Source organism: Paludisphaera mucosa, assembly GCF_029589435.1.
GTDB classification, from domain to species: Bacteria; Planctomycetota; Planctomycetia; order Isosphaerales; family Isosphaeraceae; genus Paludisphaera; species Paludisphaera mucosa.
The window spans coordinates 964,091-980,566 of record NZ_JARRAG010000002.1 but is presented as its reverse complement, the minus strand read 5'-3'; the positions used below and the strand labels follow the sequence as shown (position 1 = coordinate 980,566).

The 16,476-nt window shown below is 73.3% G+C and carries 10 protein-coding genes; 9 read left to right on the top strand and 1 reads right to left on the bottom strand.

From position 1 onward, the window contains the following. The first annotated feature begins 66 nt into the window (after positions 1 to 66). Together PZE19_RS13500 and PZE19_RS13495 are read left to right on the top strand one after the other, a co-directional pair. Positions 67 to 2,967: a CRTAC1 family protein gene (locus PZE19_RS13500; protein WP_277861150.1), complete on the top strand. Its 2,901-nt coding sequence runs from the start codon at positions 67 to 69 to the stop codon at positions 2,965 to 2,967. A gap of 133 nt (positions 2,968 to 3,100) precedes the next feature. Beyond that, the gene (locus tag PZE19_RS13495) at positions 3,101 to 3,298 is read left to right on the top strand and encodes a hypothetical protein (RefSeq protein ID WP_277861149.1); all 198 of its coding nucleotides are present in this window, start codon (positions 3,101 to 3,103) and stop codon (positions 3,296 to 3,298) included. A 7-nt stretch (positions 3,299 to 3,305) separates the two neighbouring features. Here the strand turns inward: PZE19_RS13495 and PZE19_RS13490 are convergent, their stop codons facing one another. Next, positions 3,306 to 6,068: a glycosyl hydrolase gene (locus PZE19_RS13490; protein ID WP_277861148.1), complete on the bottom strand. Its 2,763-nt coding sequence runs from the start codon at positions 6,066 to 6,068 to the stop codon at positions 3,306 to 3,308. Positions 6,069 to 6,340: 272 nt separating this feature from the next. Between PZE19_RS13490 and PZE19_RS13485 the strand changes: the two genes are divergently transcribed. The 7 genes from PZE19_RS13485 (at position 6,341) to PZE19_RS13455 (ending at position 16,351) form a co-directional block, all read left to right on the top strand. Then, a complete protein-coding gene (locus PZE19_RS13485; protein WP_277861147.1) occupies positions 6,341 to 7,612 on the top strand; it encodes an alpha/beta hydrolase family protein in 1,272 nt (423 codons plus the stop codon). A 141-nt stretch (positions 7,613 to 7,753) separates the two neighbouring features. Next, positions 7,754 to 9,064, top strand: coding sequence for a c-type cytochrome (locus PZE19_RS13480; RefSeq protein WP_277861146.1), 1,311 nt, complete (start codon positions 7,754 to 7,756; stop codon positions 9,062 to 9,064). 98 nt (positions 9,065 to 9,162) lie between these two features. Next, complete coding sequence (locus PZE19_RS13475) at positions 9,163 to 10,563, top strand: DUF1501 domain-containing protein (RefSeq protein WP_277861145.1); 1,401 nt, start codon at positions 9,163 to 9,165, stop codon at positions 10,561 to 10,563. Positions 10,564 to 11,360: 797 nt separating this feature from the next. Beyond that, positions 11,361 to 11,549 carry a hypothetical protein gene (locus PZE19_RS13470; protein WP_277861144.1) on the top strand — a complete coding sequence of 63 codons (189 nt, stop codon included), beginning with the start codon at positions 11,361 to 11,363 and terminating at the stop codon, positions 11,547 to 11,549. A 133-nt stretch (positions 11,550 to 11,682) separates the two neighbouring features. Further along, complete coding sequence (locus tag PZE19_RS13465; RefSeq protein ID WP_277861143.1) at positions 11,683 to 12,717, top strand: DUF1559 family PulG-like putative transporter; 1,035 nt, start codon at positions 11,683 to 11,685, stop codon at positions 12,715 to 12,717. Between the two features lie 179 nt (positions 12,718 to 12,896). After that, entirely contained in the window at positions 12,897 to 13,313 is a 417-nt protein-coding gene (locus tag PZE19_RS13460; RefSeq protein ID WP_277861142.1) for a BlaI/MecI/CopY family transcriptional regulator, read from the top strand. Further along, on the top strand, positions 13,310 to 16,351 hold the full coding sequence (locus PZE19_RS13455; RefSeq protein ID WP_277861141.1) for a M56 family metallopeptidase: 3,042 nt from the start codon (positions 13,310 to 13,312) through the stop codon (positions 16,349 to 16,351). Before PZE19_RS13460 ends, PZE19_RS13455 begins: the two co-directional genes overlap by 4 nt. Positions 16,352 to 16,476 lie beyond the last annotated feature (125 nt).

Below are 16,476 nucleotides of genomic sequence, written 5' to 3'. Positions count from 1 at the left end.
GGCGTCCGCGCCCGGCCGGGTCTTCGCATTTCCCGGCCGCCCGCACCCCGAGTCGACCCCCCAATCATGCGTCGCCGCCTGAGCCTGATCGTCTGCGTCCTGGGGGCCCTCGCCGCCCTCGGCTGGTTCGTCCTCCGCCTGGTCGACGAGGGGCGGGTCGACGAGGCCCTCCGCGCCGCGCGCGAGGAGCTGCAGTCGGGCCGGCCCGCCGAGGCTCGCGCGCGGCTGGCCCCGCTGGCGGCGGGCCGTCCCGGCCGGGGCGACCTCGCCTACTGGCTGGGCGTCGCCTCGTGGGGGGCCGGCGACCGCGAGGCTGCCGCCGCATCGCTCCGGCGCGTCGCCGACGCGGACCCGCTGGCGCGCGAGGCCGCGCTGGCGCTGGGCCGGGTCGAGATCGAGGCCGGCCGCTACCGACCGGCCGAGGAGGCCCTCGATCGCGCCGCGCGGGGCGGCGGGACGATCGCCGACCAGGCCGGGGACGTCCTCGGCCGGCTCTACGCCCTGACGGGCCGCGTCCGCGACCAGCGCCGGCTCCTGCTCCGCCAGGCCGAGCGCACCAACGATCCGGTCGAGCCCCTGCGGGCGCTCTGGGCGTTGGAGGGCGCCGCCTACCCCGTCGACGGCATCCGCCAGGTGCTCGACGAGGCGTACGAGCTGGCCCCCGACGACGACCGCCTGGAACTCGCCCTGGCGAACCTGGACCTCCGCGCGGGGAGGCTCGACGAGGCCGGCCGACGGCTCTCGAAGTGCGAGGCCGCCGCGCCCGGCGACCCGCTCGTCGCGCGGACGCGGCTGCTCTGGAGCAAGGCCGCCGACCGCCCCGAGTCCGCCGTGGCGGCCGCCCGGCTCGTCCCGACCGACGCCCTGTCGCCGTCCGAGCGCCACGCCCTCCGCGCCTGGCTCGCCGCCCGCTCCGGCGACCGCGAAGGCGAGCGCGCCGCCCTGGAGGGCTGGCTCGAACGCCAGCCCGCCGCCCTGCCGGCGCTGGAGCGGCTGGCCGACCTGGAGGCGGAAGCGGGCCGCGGCGACCGCGCCGCCGCCCTCCGCCGCCGCAAGGCCGAGGTCGAGGCCGCCGTCGAGCGTCGCCGCGCCCTGCTGGCCGGGCCCGACCCGGCGGCCCGCGCGGCCGAGATCGCCCGCGCCTCGGAAGTCGCCGGCGTCCCGGACGAGGCCCGGCTCTGGTGGCGGCTGGCCGCGCTCAAGGCGGCCGACGCGGCCGCGCGCGTCGAGGCGGACGAGAAGTCCCGCGCCCTCGCGGCGAAGCCCGACGCCGACGACTCGGCCCGCCCCTTCGCCGAATGGCTGGGCCCGATCCTCGCCAAGGCCGCCGCCGCGAAGGCCGAGCCCGGGGCCGGGCCCGTCCCGACCTACGTCGACGACGCCGAGGCGCGCGGCCTGCGGTTCACGTTCGACAACGGCCGCAGCGACGCCCGCCAGCTCCCCGAGACGATGAGCGGCGGCCTGGCCGTGCTCGACTACGACGGCGACGGCCGGCTCGACGTCTACGCGGTGCAGGGGGGGACCTTCCCGCCGCCCCCGTCGGCCCCCTTCGGCGACCGCCTCTTCCGCAACCGCGGCGACGGCGCGTTCGAGGACGCCACCGACGCCGCCGGCCTGGCGAAGCTCCCCGGCGGCTACGGCCACGGCGTCGCGGTCGGCGACTACGACGGCGACGGCCGCGCCGACCTCTTCGTCACCCGTTGGCGGCGCTACGCCCTCTACCGCAACCGCGGCGACGGCACGTTCGAAGAGGCCACCGAGCCCGCCGGCCTGGGCGGCGACCGCGACTGGCCGACCTCCGCCGCCTTCGCCGACCTCGACGGCGACGGCGACCTGGACCTCTACGTCTGCCACTACGTCCGCTGGGACGAGACGAACCCCCAGCGCTGCCCCGACGCGTCCGGCCAGGGGCTCTCGTACTGCGACCCCCGCCTCTTCCCGGCGATCGGCGACCGCCTCTACCGCAACGACGGCGGCCGGTTCGTCGACGTCACCGCCGAGGCCGGCATCGTCGACCCCGACGGCCGCGGCCTCGGGGTCGTCGCCGTGGACCTCGACGACGACGGCCTCGTCGACCTCTTCGTCGCCAACGACACGACGTCGAACCTGTACTTCCGCAATCAGGGGGGCCTGAAGTTCGTCGAGCAGGCGATGGAGTCGGGCCTGGCGGCGTCGGCCGGCGGCGGCTACCTGGCGGGGATGGGGATCGCCTGCGGCGACCTCGACGGCGACGGCCGCATCGACCTGGCCGTGACCAACTTCTTCGGCGAGTCGACCACGCTCTACCACAACCACGGCGCCGGCCTGTTCAGCGACCGCTCGGCCGCCGCCGGCCTGGCCGCGGCCACCCGCTACGTCCTGGGCTTCGGCCTGGCCGCGCTCGACGCCGACTGCGACGGCCGGCTCGACCTGGCGCAGGCCAACGGCCACGTCAACGACTACAGCCCGGCGACCCGCTACGCCATGCCCGCGCAGCTCTTCCTGGGCGACGACCGGGGCCGGCTCCGCGACGCGTCCGCCGAGGCCGGCGCGCCCTGGTCGGCCCCCCGCGTCGGCCGGGGGCTCGCGGTCGGCGACCTCGACGGCGACGGCCGGCCGGAAGTCCTGATCGTCGCCGACGGCCAGCCCCTCGCCTGCTTCCACCAGGCGTCGTCCCCCGGCCGCTCCGTCGCCTTCCAACTCGTCGGGACCAGATCCAACCGCGACGGCGTCGGCGCGAAGCTGACGATCCAGGCCGGCGGCCGTCGCCAGGTCGGCGTCCGCTTCGGCGGCGGCAGCTACCAGTCGGCCGTCTCGCCCCGCGTCCATTTCGGACTCGGCGCCGCCCCGAGGGTCGACCGCGTCGAGGTCGCCTGGCCCTCCGGCGGCCGCGACGTGTTCGAGAACCTCGAACCCGACCGCGTCTACCGGATCGTCGAGGGCGACCCGGAGCCGAAGCCCCTCCCCGCGCCGACCGCCCCGAAATGAGCGCCCGCCCCGGGGTTCTTTAAACCCTTTCAGGGACGGCATCGAATCGTGTTCATGACGGGGCGCTTCTGGTACTTTGACCGGGTGCGAGGTTGGACGACCGGGATGCGGCGGCTGGCCGGAGGTCCTGGCGATGACGACGTATATCGGCGATCGCGACTCCGCGGGGTCGGAAGAGGCCGAGCCGAGGCTCGACGACGGCGGCCCCTGCAACCTCGTCGGCTTCGAGGCCGAGGACGGCCGCTGGAAGTTCAGGGACGTCTTCCTGACCTTCCTGGTCCTGGCGGCCCTGGCCCTCGGCCTGTTCGGGGCCGCGCGCTACTGGCGCTGAGGGCCGCTCACTTCGCGCCCACGGCGGCCGTCTCGACGCCGTCGAGCCGGAAGGCGATCGTCTCGCCCTCGGCCCCGAAATAGCCGCCCCAGCCGACGCGGATCTCGGCGACCCGCGAGCGGTCCAGGGCCTCGTCGCCCTCGTGGGACCAGCCCGCCTTGGCGAAGCTCGACCAGGGGACGAAGGCGCGGGCGGTCCCCGCCGTGCCCAGCGACCGCGACGTCGAGGCCAGGAACTCCCCGCCGTCCGCCTCGCGCACGACCACCAGCAATCGGGTCGGCGTCCGCTGGCCGGGCGCGACGGCCGCGTCGACGACCAGGGCGTCGACCCCGGAGAGGTCGAGCGCCGGCGCGAAGGGGAAGGACGCGAACAGGTGCGTGTCGACGGCCCCCTTCGTCAGGGTCGCGCGGAACGTCCAGGAGCCGTCGCGCGGTTCGGTCGCCTCGCGGACGAATTCGCCGCGGCCGACGACCGGCTCGGGGAGCTTGAGCCTCGTCAGCCTCACGTTGGGCAGGGCCCCGGTCGCGAGCGGACGCCGGCCGCGGGGCTCGACGCCGGTCGCGCGGACGAGCGCGGCCCCGTAAGGCCCGAGCGCGATCGGGACCTCGCCGCGGCCGACGACGGCCAGCGGCCGGACGGCGCCCGTCGCCGGCTCCCAGATCTCGGCCGTCGCGCCCGGGGCGAGGGGGAGGCGGACGGCCTCGGAGACGGCCGCGTCGCCGTCGTTGGCGATGAGGTACAGGTCGTGGCCGTCGATCCGCCGGTGCGTGGCGCGCAGGGGCGAATCGGGACGGGTGGCGGCGACGTCGGGGTCGAGCACGGCGTCGAGCACCGCCGGCAGGAGCGAGGCGGAGCCGTCGGGCAGGAAGACGCCGCCCCCGCCGGCCGCGTCGGCGACGACCCGCGGCTCGGCGACCGTCGCCTCGGCGCCGAGCAGCCGCGCGGCGATCGCCCGCACGTCCGGGTCCGGGAACCGCGAGGCGCTGTTCTCGGGCCGAGCCCCGATCGCCACGACCACCCCGCCGGACGCGGCGAAGCGGTCGAGCGTCTCCCAGGCCGCCGTCGGCAGCGTGTCCACGCCCGGCAGCACTACGACCCGCCATCGCAGCTCGCCGTGGACCAGGGCGTCGCCCTCGACCCTCGCCTCGGCCAGCGCGCGGGCGTCGACGATCGTCGGGTCGCGACGGGCCGCGAAGAGCCGGTCGAGCGCCTCGCGGTAGATCGTCTCGACCCGGTTCGCCTCGACGGCGTCGGCGGTCATGTGCCGCGAGGGCTCGAACCGCGCCCAGAGCGATTCGATCGGGTACACGACGGCGACGTCGGCGACCTGCGCGCCGCCCCGGATCATCATCCCGGCGCGGCCGACGTGGGCGTTGAGCCGGCGGAGCGCGTCGTCGTCCAGGCCGTCGAAGCTGTAATAGCTGGTGATGCAGTTGACGCCGCCGAGCATCAGGCGGTGGATCGTGCCGCGGATCTCGGCCTCGCTCACCTTGCGGATGGGCCGAGCGTCCCCCTGCGAACGATACCGCTGGACATGGTCCGACGTCTCCGACATCACCAGCGCGTGTCCTTCCAGCTCCGCCGCGCTCGCGGCCAGCCGGGCGACGAACCAGGGAGCCTCGGACGGGATGCTCGTCAGGCAGTCGATGCTCGGGGCGTCCATCCGCCGCAGGCAGCGGAAGAGGTCGCCGTAGTCGGCGACGTGCGACGCGATCGGCTCCTCCAGCAGCAGGTGTCCGCCCGAGGGGACGCCCTGGGACCGTCCCCACGCCTGGATCTGGCCGAAGTAGTTCTCCGAGACCAGCTCGCCGACCGTCAGCCAGAAGTCGTGGCGATGCTTCGAGCCCTCCGGGCCGGCGTCGACGATCAGGTCGGCGACGAACGGCGACAGGTCGTACCCCCGACGCTCGCGGAACTCGATCGGCAGGCCGGGGGCCCAGGGGAGGACCTTGTACGTCATCGGCTTGAGGAAGAAGCTCATCAGCGACGGCTCGTCGGTGAACGTCGCCTGGAAAGTCGCGGCGAGGTCGGAGCTCAGGCGGCCGGCGTACGCCCGGTGCGTCAGCTCCAGGAACTTCCGCGTCGGCTCGGGCATGAGCAGGTTCGGATACGGGACGTGGCTGAACAGGTTGGAGTCGGCGTGGGTGCCGTCGAACAGCCGGCTCCGCGTCGCCAGCACCACCCGCCAGGCGCCGGCGGCCGGGGGCGTCCAGGCGAGCTTGCCGTCGCGCACCGAGGCGGCCAGGTCGACCCGCGCGTCGCGGTCGATGCGGCCGTCGCGCTCGGGGAAGGCGGCGGCGAGGAACACCTCGCCCGGCGGCGCGACGAGCGCGACGGCCGGGCCCTCGGTGCGGGCGTCGGCGATCAAAAGTCCGCTCGCCTCCCATTCGGGATGATCGCGCAGCACCAGGCCGCCGGCGTTGCCCGAGGGATAGCCCTTCTCGTCGTAGAGCCACTGCGTGAAGCCCGCCTTGCGAGCCTCGCCGATCCCGCGCCGGAAGGCGGCCCACTTCGGCTCGCTCTCCAGGTACTGGTCGAACGCCACGTTCGAGACGACCCCCCCGAAGCCCTGGCCGTCGAGCCGCTGGACGAGCGCGTCCTGGGCCTCGGGAGCGTCGGGCCAGTTGTGGATGATCTTGAGGATGCGGGTCGACCGGGAAGGCTCCGCGAACCGCTTCGCCAGAGACTCCTCGGCGCGGGCGACCGCGATCGAGGAGGTCGTCGCGACGAGCAGGGACGCGAACAGCCGCGCGTGACGTTGAGGGCTCATGAGATCGGCTCCTGCCGGGGAGGCTGCAAGCGGGTGCGGGGCGGGTTCCCGGCGCGGGCGGGCCGTCGGGAAGGGGACGCGGGGGGCGGGCGTGCCGCTCGTCCCGGATCATAACCGCGCCCGGGGCCGCGACCAAGGCCCGGCCGACGGAGCCCCGGAGGGGAGGTATGGGCCCGAAATCCGGCCGGACGTCGTAGGCTTTCTCCAGGGACCTCGCGCGCCCCGCGCGGGCCGTCCAGGAGTCGTCGAGCCGATCCGGTAAGGAGCCCTCCATGTTCGTTCGCACGCGGGTCGCACTGTCGATCGTCATCGTCCTCCTGGCGGCGGACGCCGCGCGGCTGAAGGCCGCCGAGGCGCCCCCGGACGGCTACACGCCGGTCGCCGGCGGCGTCCGGTATCGCGAGATCGGGACCTACGACGTGGCCCGCCTCGATCGGATCCTCACGACGGAGCGCCGCGAGTTCTCGAAGTTCGAGGCCGAGTTCCCGCCCGCGCGCTACCCGGTGAGGCTCTACCGGGTGCTCTACGAGTCGGTGATCCCGGAGCGGGGCAACCGGCCCACGACGGCCTCCGGGCTGGTCGCCGTGCCGGACGCGGGCCGCGAGACGATGCCCGTCGTGTCGTACCAGCACGGGACGGTCTTCACCAAGACCGCGGTGCCGAGCCATCCCGACGAGTCGATGGAGACCCGCCTGATGCTCGCCCAGTTCGCAGGGCAGGGGTATGTGGTCATCGGCGCGGACTACTTCGGCAAGGGGGAGTCGGCCGAGCCCGACGGCTACCTCGTCAAGGCGAGCACCCAGCAGGCCTGCCTCGACATGCTGCGGGCGTCGCGCCCCGTCTGCGACGCGCTCAAGGTCCGGCAGGGGCCGCTGTTCGTCAGCGGCTGGTCGCAGGGCGCCTGGAGCACGATGGCCTTCCTCGAGAAGCTCGAAAGCGTGGGCGTCCCCGTGGCGGCGGCCGCCGTGGCAAGCACCCCGAACGACCTCTTCGCGATCGTCAACCGCTGGATCCACGCGCCCCGCGACCTCGACGCGGTCTACCTGCCGGCGCTTCTGGCCCTCCAGCTGAACGCCTACGCCGAGTACCACGACCTGCCCGGCCTGGCGGCCTCGGCGATCGAGCCGGCCTATCAGCAGGCGGCGAGCGACCTGTACGACGGCCGGATCACCTGGGAGGAATTCCGGAGCAAGACGCCGGCCTCGCTGAACGAGTTCCTGCGCGAGGAGTTCCGGTCGGCCAGCTCGGTCGGCGAGGGGCGGTTCTGGCGGATCCTCCGCGAAAGCCAGGTCTACCACTGGCGGAGCCGGACCCCGCTCCGGTCGTACTACGGCGAGGTCGACGAGGTCGTCCCGCCCTTCATCGCCACCCTGCCGATCGGCTTCCAGGACCTCATGGGCGGGGCCGAGACCCGGGCGATGCCCGCCGGCAGCCTGGCCGATCACCGCGGCACCTTCGTCCATGCCGTGCTCGATCAGAAGGCGTGGTTCGACGCGTCCCTCGCGGCCGGCGAAAAGCACGCGGCGACCGCCCCCGGGGAGTGAGCGCCGGCCATCGCCCTTCCGCGGCGGCGGGGCCGGGGAAGCCGGGCTCGCCGGGGCCTTGATCGGCCCGCTACGATGGTTGCGGGACGGTCCGGGACGCGCCCCGGACGTCGACGCATCATCCTGCGAGCCCGAATGATCATGATCGCCGCACGCCGACTCGCCCGGGCCTCGTGTTCCGCCGCCGTCGTCCTGCTCGGGCTGATCGCCGTCGCGGCGTCGGCCCGCGCGCCCGACGACGCGGCGACGGCCTGGACGTCGGGGCCGCTCGACGTCGTCGTCGCGCTGCCCGGCCCCGCCGACCCGGCGGCGGTCGCGGCGCTCGTCGGCCGGACGATCCCATATTACGAGGAAGGCGTGGGGACGCCCGACGCCGCGGCGGAGCCCCTCGGCGCGCTGAAGGTCGCCGGGGCCAGGGCCGAGGACGACGGCCGGACCCTGATCCTGGCGACCGACCCGCACCCGCGGCCGGCGCGTTACGTCCTGCCGCTCGACGGCCTGGGCCGGCTCGGCAAGGTCGTCTACACCCTCGACGGCGTCGAGGCCTCGTGGTCCGCGGGCGCCGAGCCCGGGCCCGAGCCGACCTGGAAGGACGGGCTGCCCGACCTCGACGTCCGCGGATTCGGCCGGCTCGCGACGAGCCCCCGACGGGCCCGCCGGGCCGCCGACCTCCGGAAGCCGGGCCGGCTCCGGCTCGACGCCCAGGTCGTCCTCGACGCCGGCAAGGTCGAGGGGACGATCGGGTCGCCCGCGGAGATCGTCGAGTGCCTCTTCGGCGACGGCGAGAACACCATCGAGAAGACCGAATCCGGCGGGAGCCGGGTGAAGTTCACGATCGCCGACGCCTCGCAGCCGGTCTTCCTGTCGCTGACCGTCGCCACCGGCCCCGACGTCCCGGCCGGCCCCATCCGGATCGATCTCGACGGGGCCGCGCCGGCCGGATCGAAGCCCCCGCGGTTCCTGCTCCCCTGGGTCTCGTCGGCCCTGGCGACCTCGAAGCCCGAGCCGCTGGCGATCCCCGACCTCGCGGGCGGCGACCCGGCGAAGGGGGAGGAGGCCTTCTTCAGCAAGGAGGCCCTCTGCTCGCAGTGCCACGTCGTCCGGGGCAAGGGGGGGCAGGTGGGGCCCGACCTCACGACGATCGGCCGCAAGGGGGTTGAGCACCTGTACCGCAGCATCGCCGTCCCCACCGAGTCGATCACGCCCGACTTCGTCACGTACACCGTCTCGCTGAAGGACGGCCGCGTCGCCGCCGGCGTCGTCCGCGCCGAGGGCCCCGACGCGATCCGGGTCGTCGACGCCGAGGCCAAGTCGGCGACCTTCCCCCGCGCCGAGATCGAGGAATTCCGCCCCGGCACGACCTCGATCATGCCCGTCGGCCTCGTCCCCGTGCTCGGCGAGGCCAGGCTCCGCGACATCGTCGCCTACTTGATGAAGACGTCCGGGAAGTGAGGCCGCGCCCCCGGTCCGAAGGATTACGCTGGCCGGGGTCGCGGGGCGTCTGTTAAACTCCTGTTCAAACGAACGGGGCGAGGGATGGGGGACCGGACATGACGGCGGGCCACACGCACACGCGGGGATTCGTCCGCCGCGAGGTCTTGCAGGTCGGCTTCTCGGGCTTCCTGGGGATGAGCCTGCCCCAGGTCCTCTCGGCGCGGGCGCTGGCGGATCCGACGGCGAAGGCGACGGGCAGGCGGACGGCCGGCGCGCCCCGGGCGAAGTCGATCATCATCGCCTTCATGTCCGGCGGCCTGAGCCACATCGACTCGGTCGACATGAAGCCCGACGCCCCCGACGGCATCCGCGGCGAGTTCAAGCCGATCGACACGGCCGTCGCCGGCATCCAGTTCTGCGAGCACATGCCCCTGCTGGCGCAGCGGGCCGGCGACCTGGCCGTCGTCCGCTCGCTCTCGCACAAGTACACGAACCACCTGAACGCGACCCACGAGCTGCTCACCGGCCACTCGCAGCCCGGCGCGTTCTTCGACAAGATCGCCTCGCGCGACGACTACCCCTGCTACGCCTCGGGCCTGGACTACCTCCGCCCCCGGACCGACGGCGTGCCGACCGGCGTGATGCTGCCGACCTACCTGATGGAAGGCCCGCTCACCTGGCCCGGCCAGCACGCCGGCTTCCTCGGCCCCCGCCACGACCCCTGGCAGATCCGCCAGGACCCCAACAAGCCCGGCTTCCAGGTCGAGAGCCTGGCGCTCCCCGTCGGCTTCAGCGTCGAACGGCTGGGGCGGCGGCAGGCGCTGCTCGACCAGGTCAACGCGGGCATGCTCCCCCAGACCGACCTGGGCCGCGACCCGATGAGCGACCAGCGGGCGCGGGCGATGTCGCTTTTGACGTCGGGACGGGTCTCGGGGGCGTTCGACCTCGACAAGGAAGACCCGGCCGTCCGCGACCGCTACGGCCGCCACATGTTCGGCCAGTCGCTGCTGCTCGCCCGCCGCCTGGTCGAGGCCGGCGTGCCGATCGTGCAGGTCAACCTCGGCCGCGTGCAGCAGTGGGACACCCACTCGGCCAACTTCAAGAACCTCAAGAACAACCTGCTGCCGCCGACCGACCGGGGGATGTCGGCCCTGCTCGACGACCTGAAGGCCCGCGGCCTGCTCGACGAGACGCTCGTCGTCCTCGCCGGCGAGTTCGGCCGGACCCCGCGGATCGGGTCGAGCACGGGGAACAACAACACGGCCGACGGCCGCGACCACTGGTCCAAGGTCTTCTCGGCCCTCTTCGCCGGCGGCGGCGTCCGCGGCGGCCAGGTCGTCGGCGCGTCCGACCGCATCGGCGCCTACCCGGCCAGCCCGCCGTACTCCCCCGGCGACTTCGCCGCGACCCTCTACCACGCCCTCGGCGTCGACCCCGCCTCCGAGCTTCGCGACCGCCTCGACCGCCCCATCCGCCTCTGCGACGGCTCGCCCATCGCCCCCCTGTTCGGGACCTGAGCGCGGTGCCGGGTCGCGTTGACCCCGAGACGTCCTCGCGACTAGGATCGATCGCCAGCGGCCGCCCGCCCCGGGCCGGCCCCACCCTTGCCGCGAGCGCCTTGCATCATGATCCCATGCGCCTCACCGTCGCGTCGCCGCGTCGGGCTGATCCTCTTATCCTGCGTCGTCCTGATCGCCGGGACGAGTTGCGAAGAGCCGGACGACTCGATCCGCGGTGCCGGGTCGATCGACATCCCGGCGGAATCCCTCCAGATCCCACGCACGCCCGACGTGACTCTGGAAACACCCCAGACCGCGCCTTCGCCCCCGACCGCCCCCGTTTCCGCGCCATCCCCATCATACCCGTCTGCCCTGCCTGCCAAGGCCGAAGCCGATCGTGAGGCCGTTTCGCCCCGGGGCCCGGTCCCGGCCGGTCCGCATTCTCCACATAACGGTGGAAGCGATTGACCAAGATGGTGCGATGTAATTAAGATGTATGCGTGCGGACCCCGGGCCGCGCCCGCCGTCAGGGGGCGCGGGGTGGGTTTCCGCCTCATCCCGCCTGGATGACTGCTGGAGACCGTCGCCGTCGCGAAACGAGACGAATCCTCCCCTATCATCTCCCGGGCCCTCGGGCCCGACACGATCCGCCTCCCTCGTCCTGATCCTCCCTCCCGTCAGGGCGACGAAGCGGCGACTCGAAGTCGACCCGCTGCCGAATCATCACCAAGACGCCGATGTTTCTCGCCATTCCATGGCCCGCGTACCGGGACCGACGTACTGGTCCGCGCCGCGACGGAGTTGAAGTCATCCCCATGAATCGTCACGACCTCCTGTCGCGCCGCCGTGCGGCGCTCGCGCTCCTGGGCGGAGCCTGCCTGGCGGCGGGCGTCGGCTGCCAAAAGGACGAGACGGTCCGCGGCGCCGGCTCGATCGACATCCCGGCCGAGGACCTGAAGCTCAAGGTCACGCCCAAGGGCAAGGCGCAGAAGCCCAAGGGCTAGCCCGCCCTTCCGAATCGAACCGATCCGATCCAACGCCCCCCGGCCGCGCGGCCGGGATCCGGCGCGTCGTCCGTCGACGGCGTTCCCGCGCCGGCCCTCACCAGTCGACCCGTCATTCATCAAGGAGTCGGAAATGGAAACGAGCCGCCTTCCGCGCCGAGGGTTCACCCTCATCGAGCTGCTGGTCGTCATCGCCATCATCGCGGTACTCATCGCCCTGTTGCTGCCCGCCGTGCAGTCGGCCCGCGAGGCCGCCCGCCGGATGCAGTGCACGAACAACCTGAAGCAGATCGCCCTCGGGGCCGTGAACTACGAGTCGGCCACCGGCGCCCTGCCGCCGGTGCTGATGGTCCAGGGCGCCGGGTTCCAGACGAACCTCGGCTTCGCGTCGCTGGTCCGCCTCTGCCCGTTCATCGAGCAGAACGCGGCGTACAACGCGGGGAACTTCATGCAGGCGTTCTTCCAGCCCGAGAACTGGACCATCCCGGGCATCGCCATCTCCACGTTCACCTGCCCCAGCGACCCCTCGACCGGCGAGGCCGAGAGGCTCCAGTTCGGCCCGGACACCTTCCGCCAGGTCCACAGCCACTACTCGGGCTTCGTCGGCCCGTGGAACGCCTTCGGGCTGTCCGGCGGCCCCAGCGGCCTCTTCATCGTGCCCGGCCTGAATCAGTACGCCAAGGGCCCCATCATCGCCGACCTCGTCACCCTGGCCTCGATCACCGACGGCACCAGCAACACGATGATGTACTCGGAGAACGGCCACGGCGTCTTCGGCCAGACGACCCGGCCCCAGTTCCACATCTGGAGCGGCAACGACGCCAGCGGGGCCTCGCTGGAGACCCGCTTCGCCCCCAACTGGGGCCGCAAGTACTCCGACCCGACCGGCGACCCGAGCAACCAGGCCCTGCGCAACTGGGCCATCAGCAACGCCATGAGCTTCCACCCCGGCGGCGTCAACGTCGCCCTGTGCGACGGCTCCGTCCGCTTCCTCAAGGACTCGATCGACTCCTGGACGATCACCTCGCCCCAGATCAACGGCCTGCCCACCGGCGGCACGCCCGCCTCGCCCTACGGCATCACCCTCGCCCCGGGCTCGAAGTTCGGCGTCTACCAGGCCCTCTCCACCCGCAACGGCGGCGAGGTCATCAGCGCCGACCAGTATTGATGTGATCTGAAGTATCGCATGCCCCGGCCGGCCCTCGCATCCCGCGACGGCCGGCCGGTTCGCGTTTCGAAACCCGGCCGAATCTCCTTGACGCGCCGATTCTATTTTTATAGAAACCGAATCATCGCGGAGCGAGTCCGGTTCAACCAGGAGCACCCCAGGGGGAAAGGAGGCCCGTGATGGCGAGGAGCCCGAGCGGCCAGCCGACGGATGCGGAGCTGGCGATCTTGCAGGTGCTTTGGGAGCACGGCCCGTCCGGGCTGGGCAAGGTCCACGAGGCCTTGCAGGCGCGTCGGTCGGTGGCGCTGACGACCGTCGCGACGACGCTCAAGGTCATGCTCACGAAAAAACTCGTCCGCCGCGACGACGGGGCGAAGGGGTACGTCTGGGCCGCCGAGACCACGCGCGGGGCGGCCGCCTCGGGGCTGCTCGGCAAGCTCGTGCAGCACGTCTTCGACGGCTCGGCCCGCAGCCTCGTCGCCCACATGATCGAGGAGGGGACCCTCGACGACCGCGACCGCGAGGCCATCCGCGCCCTGCTCGACGAGGCCGACGACGCCGGGCCCGCCCGCAAGCGGAAGGGGGCCGGGAGATGAACATCCCCACGACCTCGCCCGCCTGGACGGCCCTCGGCTGGACGTTCCTGCACATGCTCTGGATCGGCGCGGCCGTCGGCCTGGTCGCCTCGCTGGCCCGCCGGCTGCTCCGCCGCGCCGCGGCCGAAACCCGCCACGCCGCCGCGCTGACGGCCTTGATCGGCCTGGCGATCGCGCCGTTCGCCGCCTTCTTCGCCGTGTACGACCCGGCCCCGCCGACGGCCGCGGCGAGGCCCGCCGAGGTCGTCCCGAGGATCGCGTTCGCGGTCGACGCGAATTCCCGCGTCGCCTACGAATTCGCCCCGTCCCCCGCGCGGCCGACCGGGGCCCCCGAATCGATCAGGATGTTTCGATTCCTCGATCCATGGGTCGCGATCCTGCCCGGCGTCTGGTTCGTCGGCTCGCTGCTGACCCTGGCCTCGCTGGCGACGGGCCTGGTCGGCGTCGAGCGGCTCCGCCGCGCCGGCCTGCCGCTCGAATCGGGGCCGATCGTCGAGCGGTGCCGAGAGCTGGCGCGGTCGCTGGGGATCGCCCGCGAGGTCGGGATCGCGGCCTGCGACCGGATCGCCGCGCCGGTGCTGATCGGGATCGTCCGCCCCCTGATCCTGCTGCCGACCGCCGCGCTGACGGGCTGGGATCCCGACCAGGTCGAGATGGCCCTGCTGCACGAGCTGGCCCACCTGCGACGCCGCGACAACCTCACAAGCCTCTTCCAGAAACTCGTGGAGGCGCTCTTATTCTTCCACCCGACGACGTGGTGGCTCTCGGCCTGGGTCCGCCTGGAGCGCGAGACCTGCTGCGACCGCCTCGTCGTCGCCCGCACCGGCCGCCCCCGCGCCTACGCCGAGCTGCTCGCCGCCCTGGCCGGCGCCCGCCCGGCCGCGCCCGCCGCCGCGTCCCTGACCGAACGCCCGATCGCGACGAGGATCCGTCGCATCCTGCTCAAGGAGGACCGCCCGATGACGATGAAGCCCACCGCCCCCGAGGCCCTCGCGCTGTGCGCCGCGGCCTTGCTCGCCGCCGCCCTCGCGCTTCCCACCCGCGCCGAGCCCCCCGACCCGAAGGCCCAGGCCGACCACGACGTCCGCGCGACGCTGAAGCGGCTGGCCGAGGCCGCAGCGGTCACGCCCGCCCCGAAGGAAGACAACCAGCTGCGCTACACGCTGCTGACGATCGCCGAATCGCAGCTCGGCCGGGACGACCGGCCCGGCGCGTTGGAGACGCTCGGCCGGGTCGTCCCCCCGAAGCTCCCCGATCGGGCTGCGCCGTTCAGGCCCCGGGACCGGGATGTCGTTGAATCCATCGTCCAGATCGCCATCCTTCGCGACAAGGCGGGCGACGCCGAAGGATCTCGGGCCATGGTGCGAGAGTTGATCGGGGCGATCCAGCCGACGGACGTCATGCCGAGCCCTGGGGCCGCCCGGTTGCTGGAAGCGCAGGTCAGCGAGGCGATGAGTCGCTCCATCGGCGTGGCCCCCGACGGCTCTCCCGTCGTGGTCGAGATCCGTCATGACGAGGAAGTGCGTCGGGCCGGCGGGGGCGAGGAGCCCGACGCGACCGCCAAGGAGCTGAACGATCGGATCGAGGCCCTGTTCTCGGTGATGCAACAGGCTCCGGAGATCGTGGGGGCCGGCGAGACGAGACGACTCGTCGACCAGGCCCTCAAGATCTTTGAGCCGGTGCAGGGCCCCGCGAGGCCCGTGGTCCTCGCCTCATACGGACGCTTGCTGCTCCAGGCGGGCGACGTCCCCCGCGGCCGTGAGAGGATCGCGGAGGCGCGACGGCTAGCCCTCGCCCTCCCCGACGCCCGCGAGCGCGACTCCGCGATGCACATCCTCGCGTCCGTGGTGGGCCAGGGCGGCCCGGCCGCGTTCGACGACGGCCTGGCCCTGGCGTCTTCGCTCCAGCCGCCCGCCCGCGCCGCAGCCTTGACGGAGATCCTGAACGGCCTGTGCCACCTCGACACCGCCCTTCCGACCGATGCCGGCTCGATCCTGATCAGCCTCGACGCCCCGCTGAGGCCTTACTCCAAACCACTCGCCCGCGTCTCGCTCCCCAGGCTCGCCGACGCCGCGCGATCGGCCGGCGACGCCAGGTCGCAGGCTCGCCTGCTGTCGACGGTGGCGCGGCTCCAGGCGATGCGAGGGGACGTCGCGGAGGGCCTGGCGACCGCCGAGTCGATCTCCGACGTCCGCCGGGCCGACGACCCCGGCCCGAGCGACGGCGACTACGACGCGGTCAAGCCCGCGACGTTCGCGCACATCGCGCAGGCCCGGTCCGAGGCCGGCGACCGCGCCGGCGCCGACGCGTCCTTCACCCGCTCGGCGGAACTGGCCCGGGGCGTCGTCGCGGCGGACCAGCAGCTCGTCGCCTGGTACGTGCTCGCCCGGAGACTCGAAGCGACGGGTCGCCGGGACGCTGCAAGGGCGGTCGTGGCCGAGGCGATCCCCAAGGCCCTCGCCCAGCCCGAACCCCGTCGATCGCGCCTCCTCTGCCTGTTCGCCGAGGTCCAGATCGAGACGGACGGCGTCGCCCGGGCGACCCAGACCGTCGAGGCGATCCGCGACGAGCCGGGGCTCGAGAAGGCTCGCGGGCTCCGTTCCCTCGCCGTCAGGCTCCGCAAGGACGGCGACGATGATGGATACCAGACGCTCACCCGCCGCGCCCTCGTCGTGCTCGAACCCCGCCCCACCGATCCGCCGCGCGACAAATCGGTGAAGGGCTACGCCTTCACACCCATGGCCTACTACGACCTGGATCGGGAGGTCCCCCCCCGGCTGATCGGCGTCCTCCGCGAATTCATGGCTCACCCGATGAAGGCGACCCTGGAGGCGGAGAAGGCCCCGGCCCCCGACCCCTCGACGCTCTCCCCCGGTCAGCGCGATCAGTCCCGCGCCGCGGCGATCCTGCAGGCCTATCGCCGGTCCGGGACGGCGCCCTCGCCCGAGCAGATCGAGGCCTTCGAGACGCCCGCCGGCCGCCTCGTGGCGCTCCAGTCTCTGGCGTCCAGCCTGTCGTCGGACGTCACGAGGAAGTGAGTCGTCGTCGGCCTGACGGCTCCGCGACTTGAGCAAATCCGGCTTCCCGAGGCGCGGCTCCTGGGATACCATGCCGCGCCTCGGGGAAGGTCCGCGCACGAGGCGCGGGCGGACACGAAGCATGG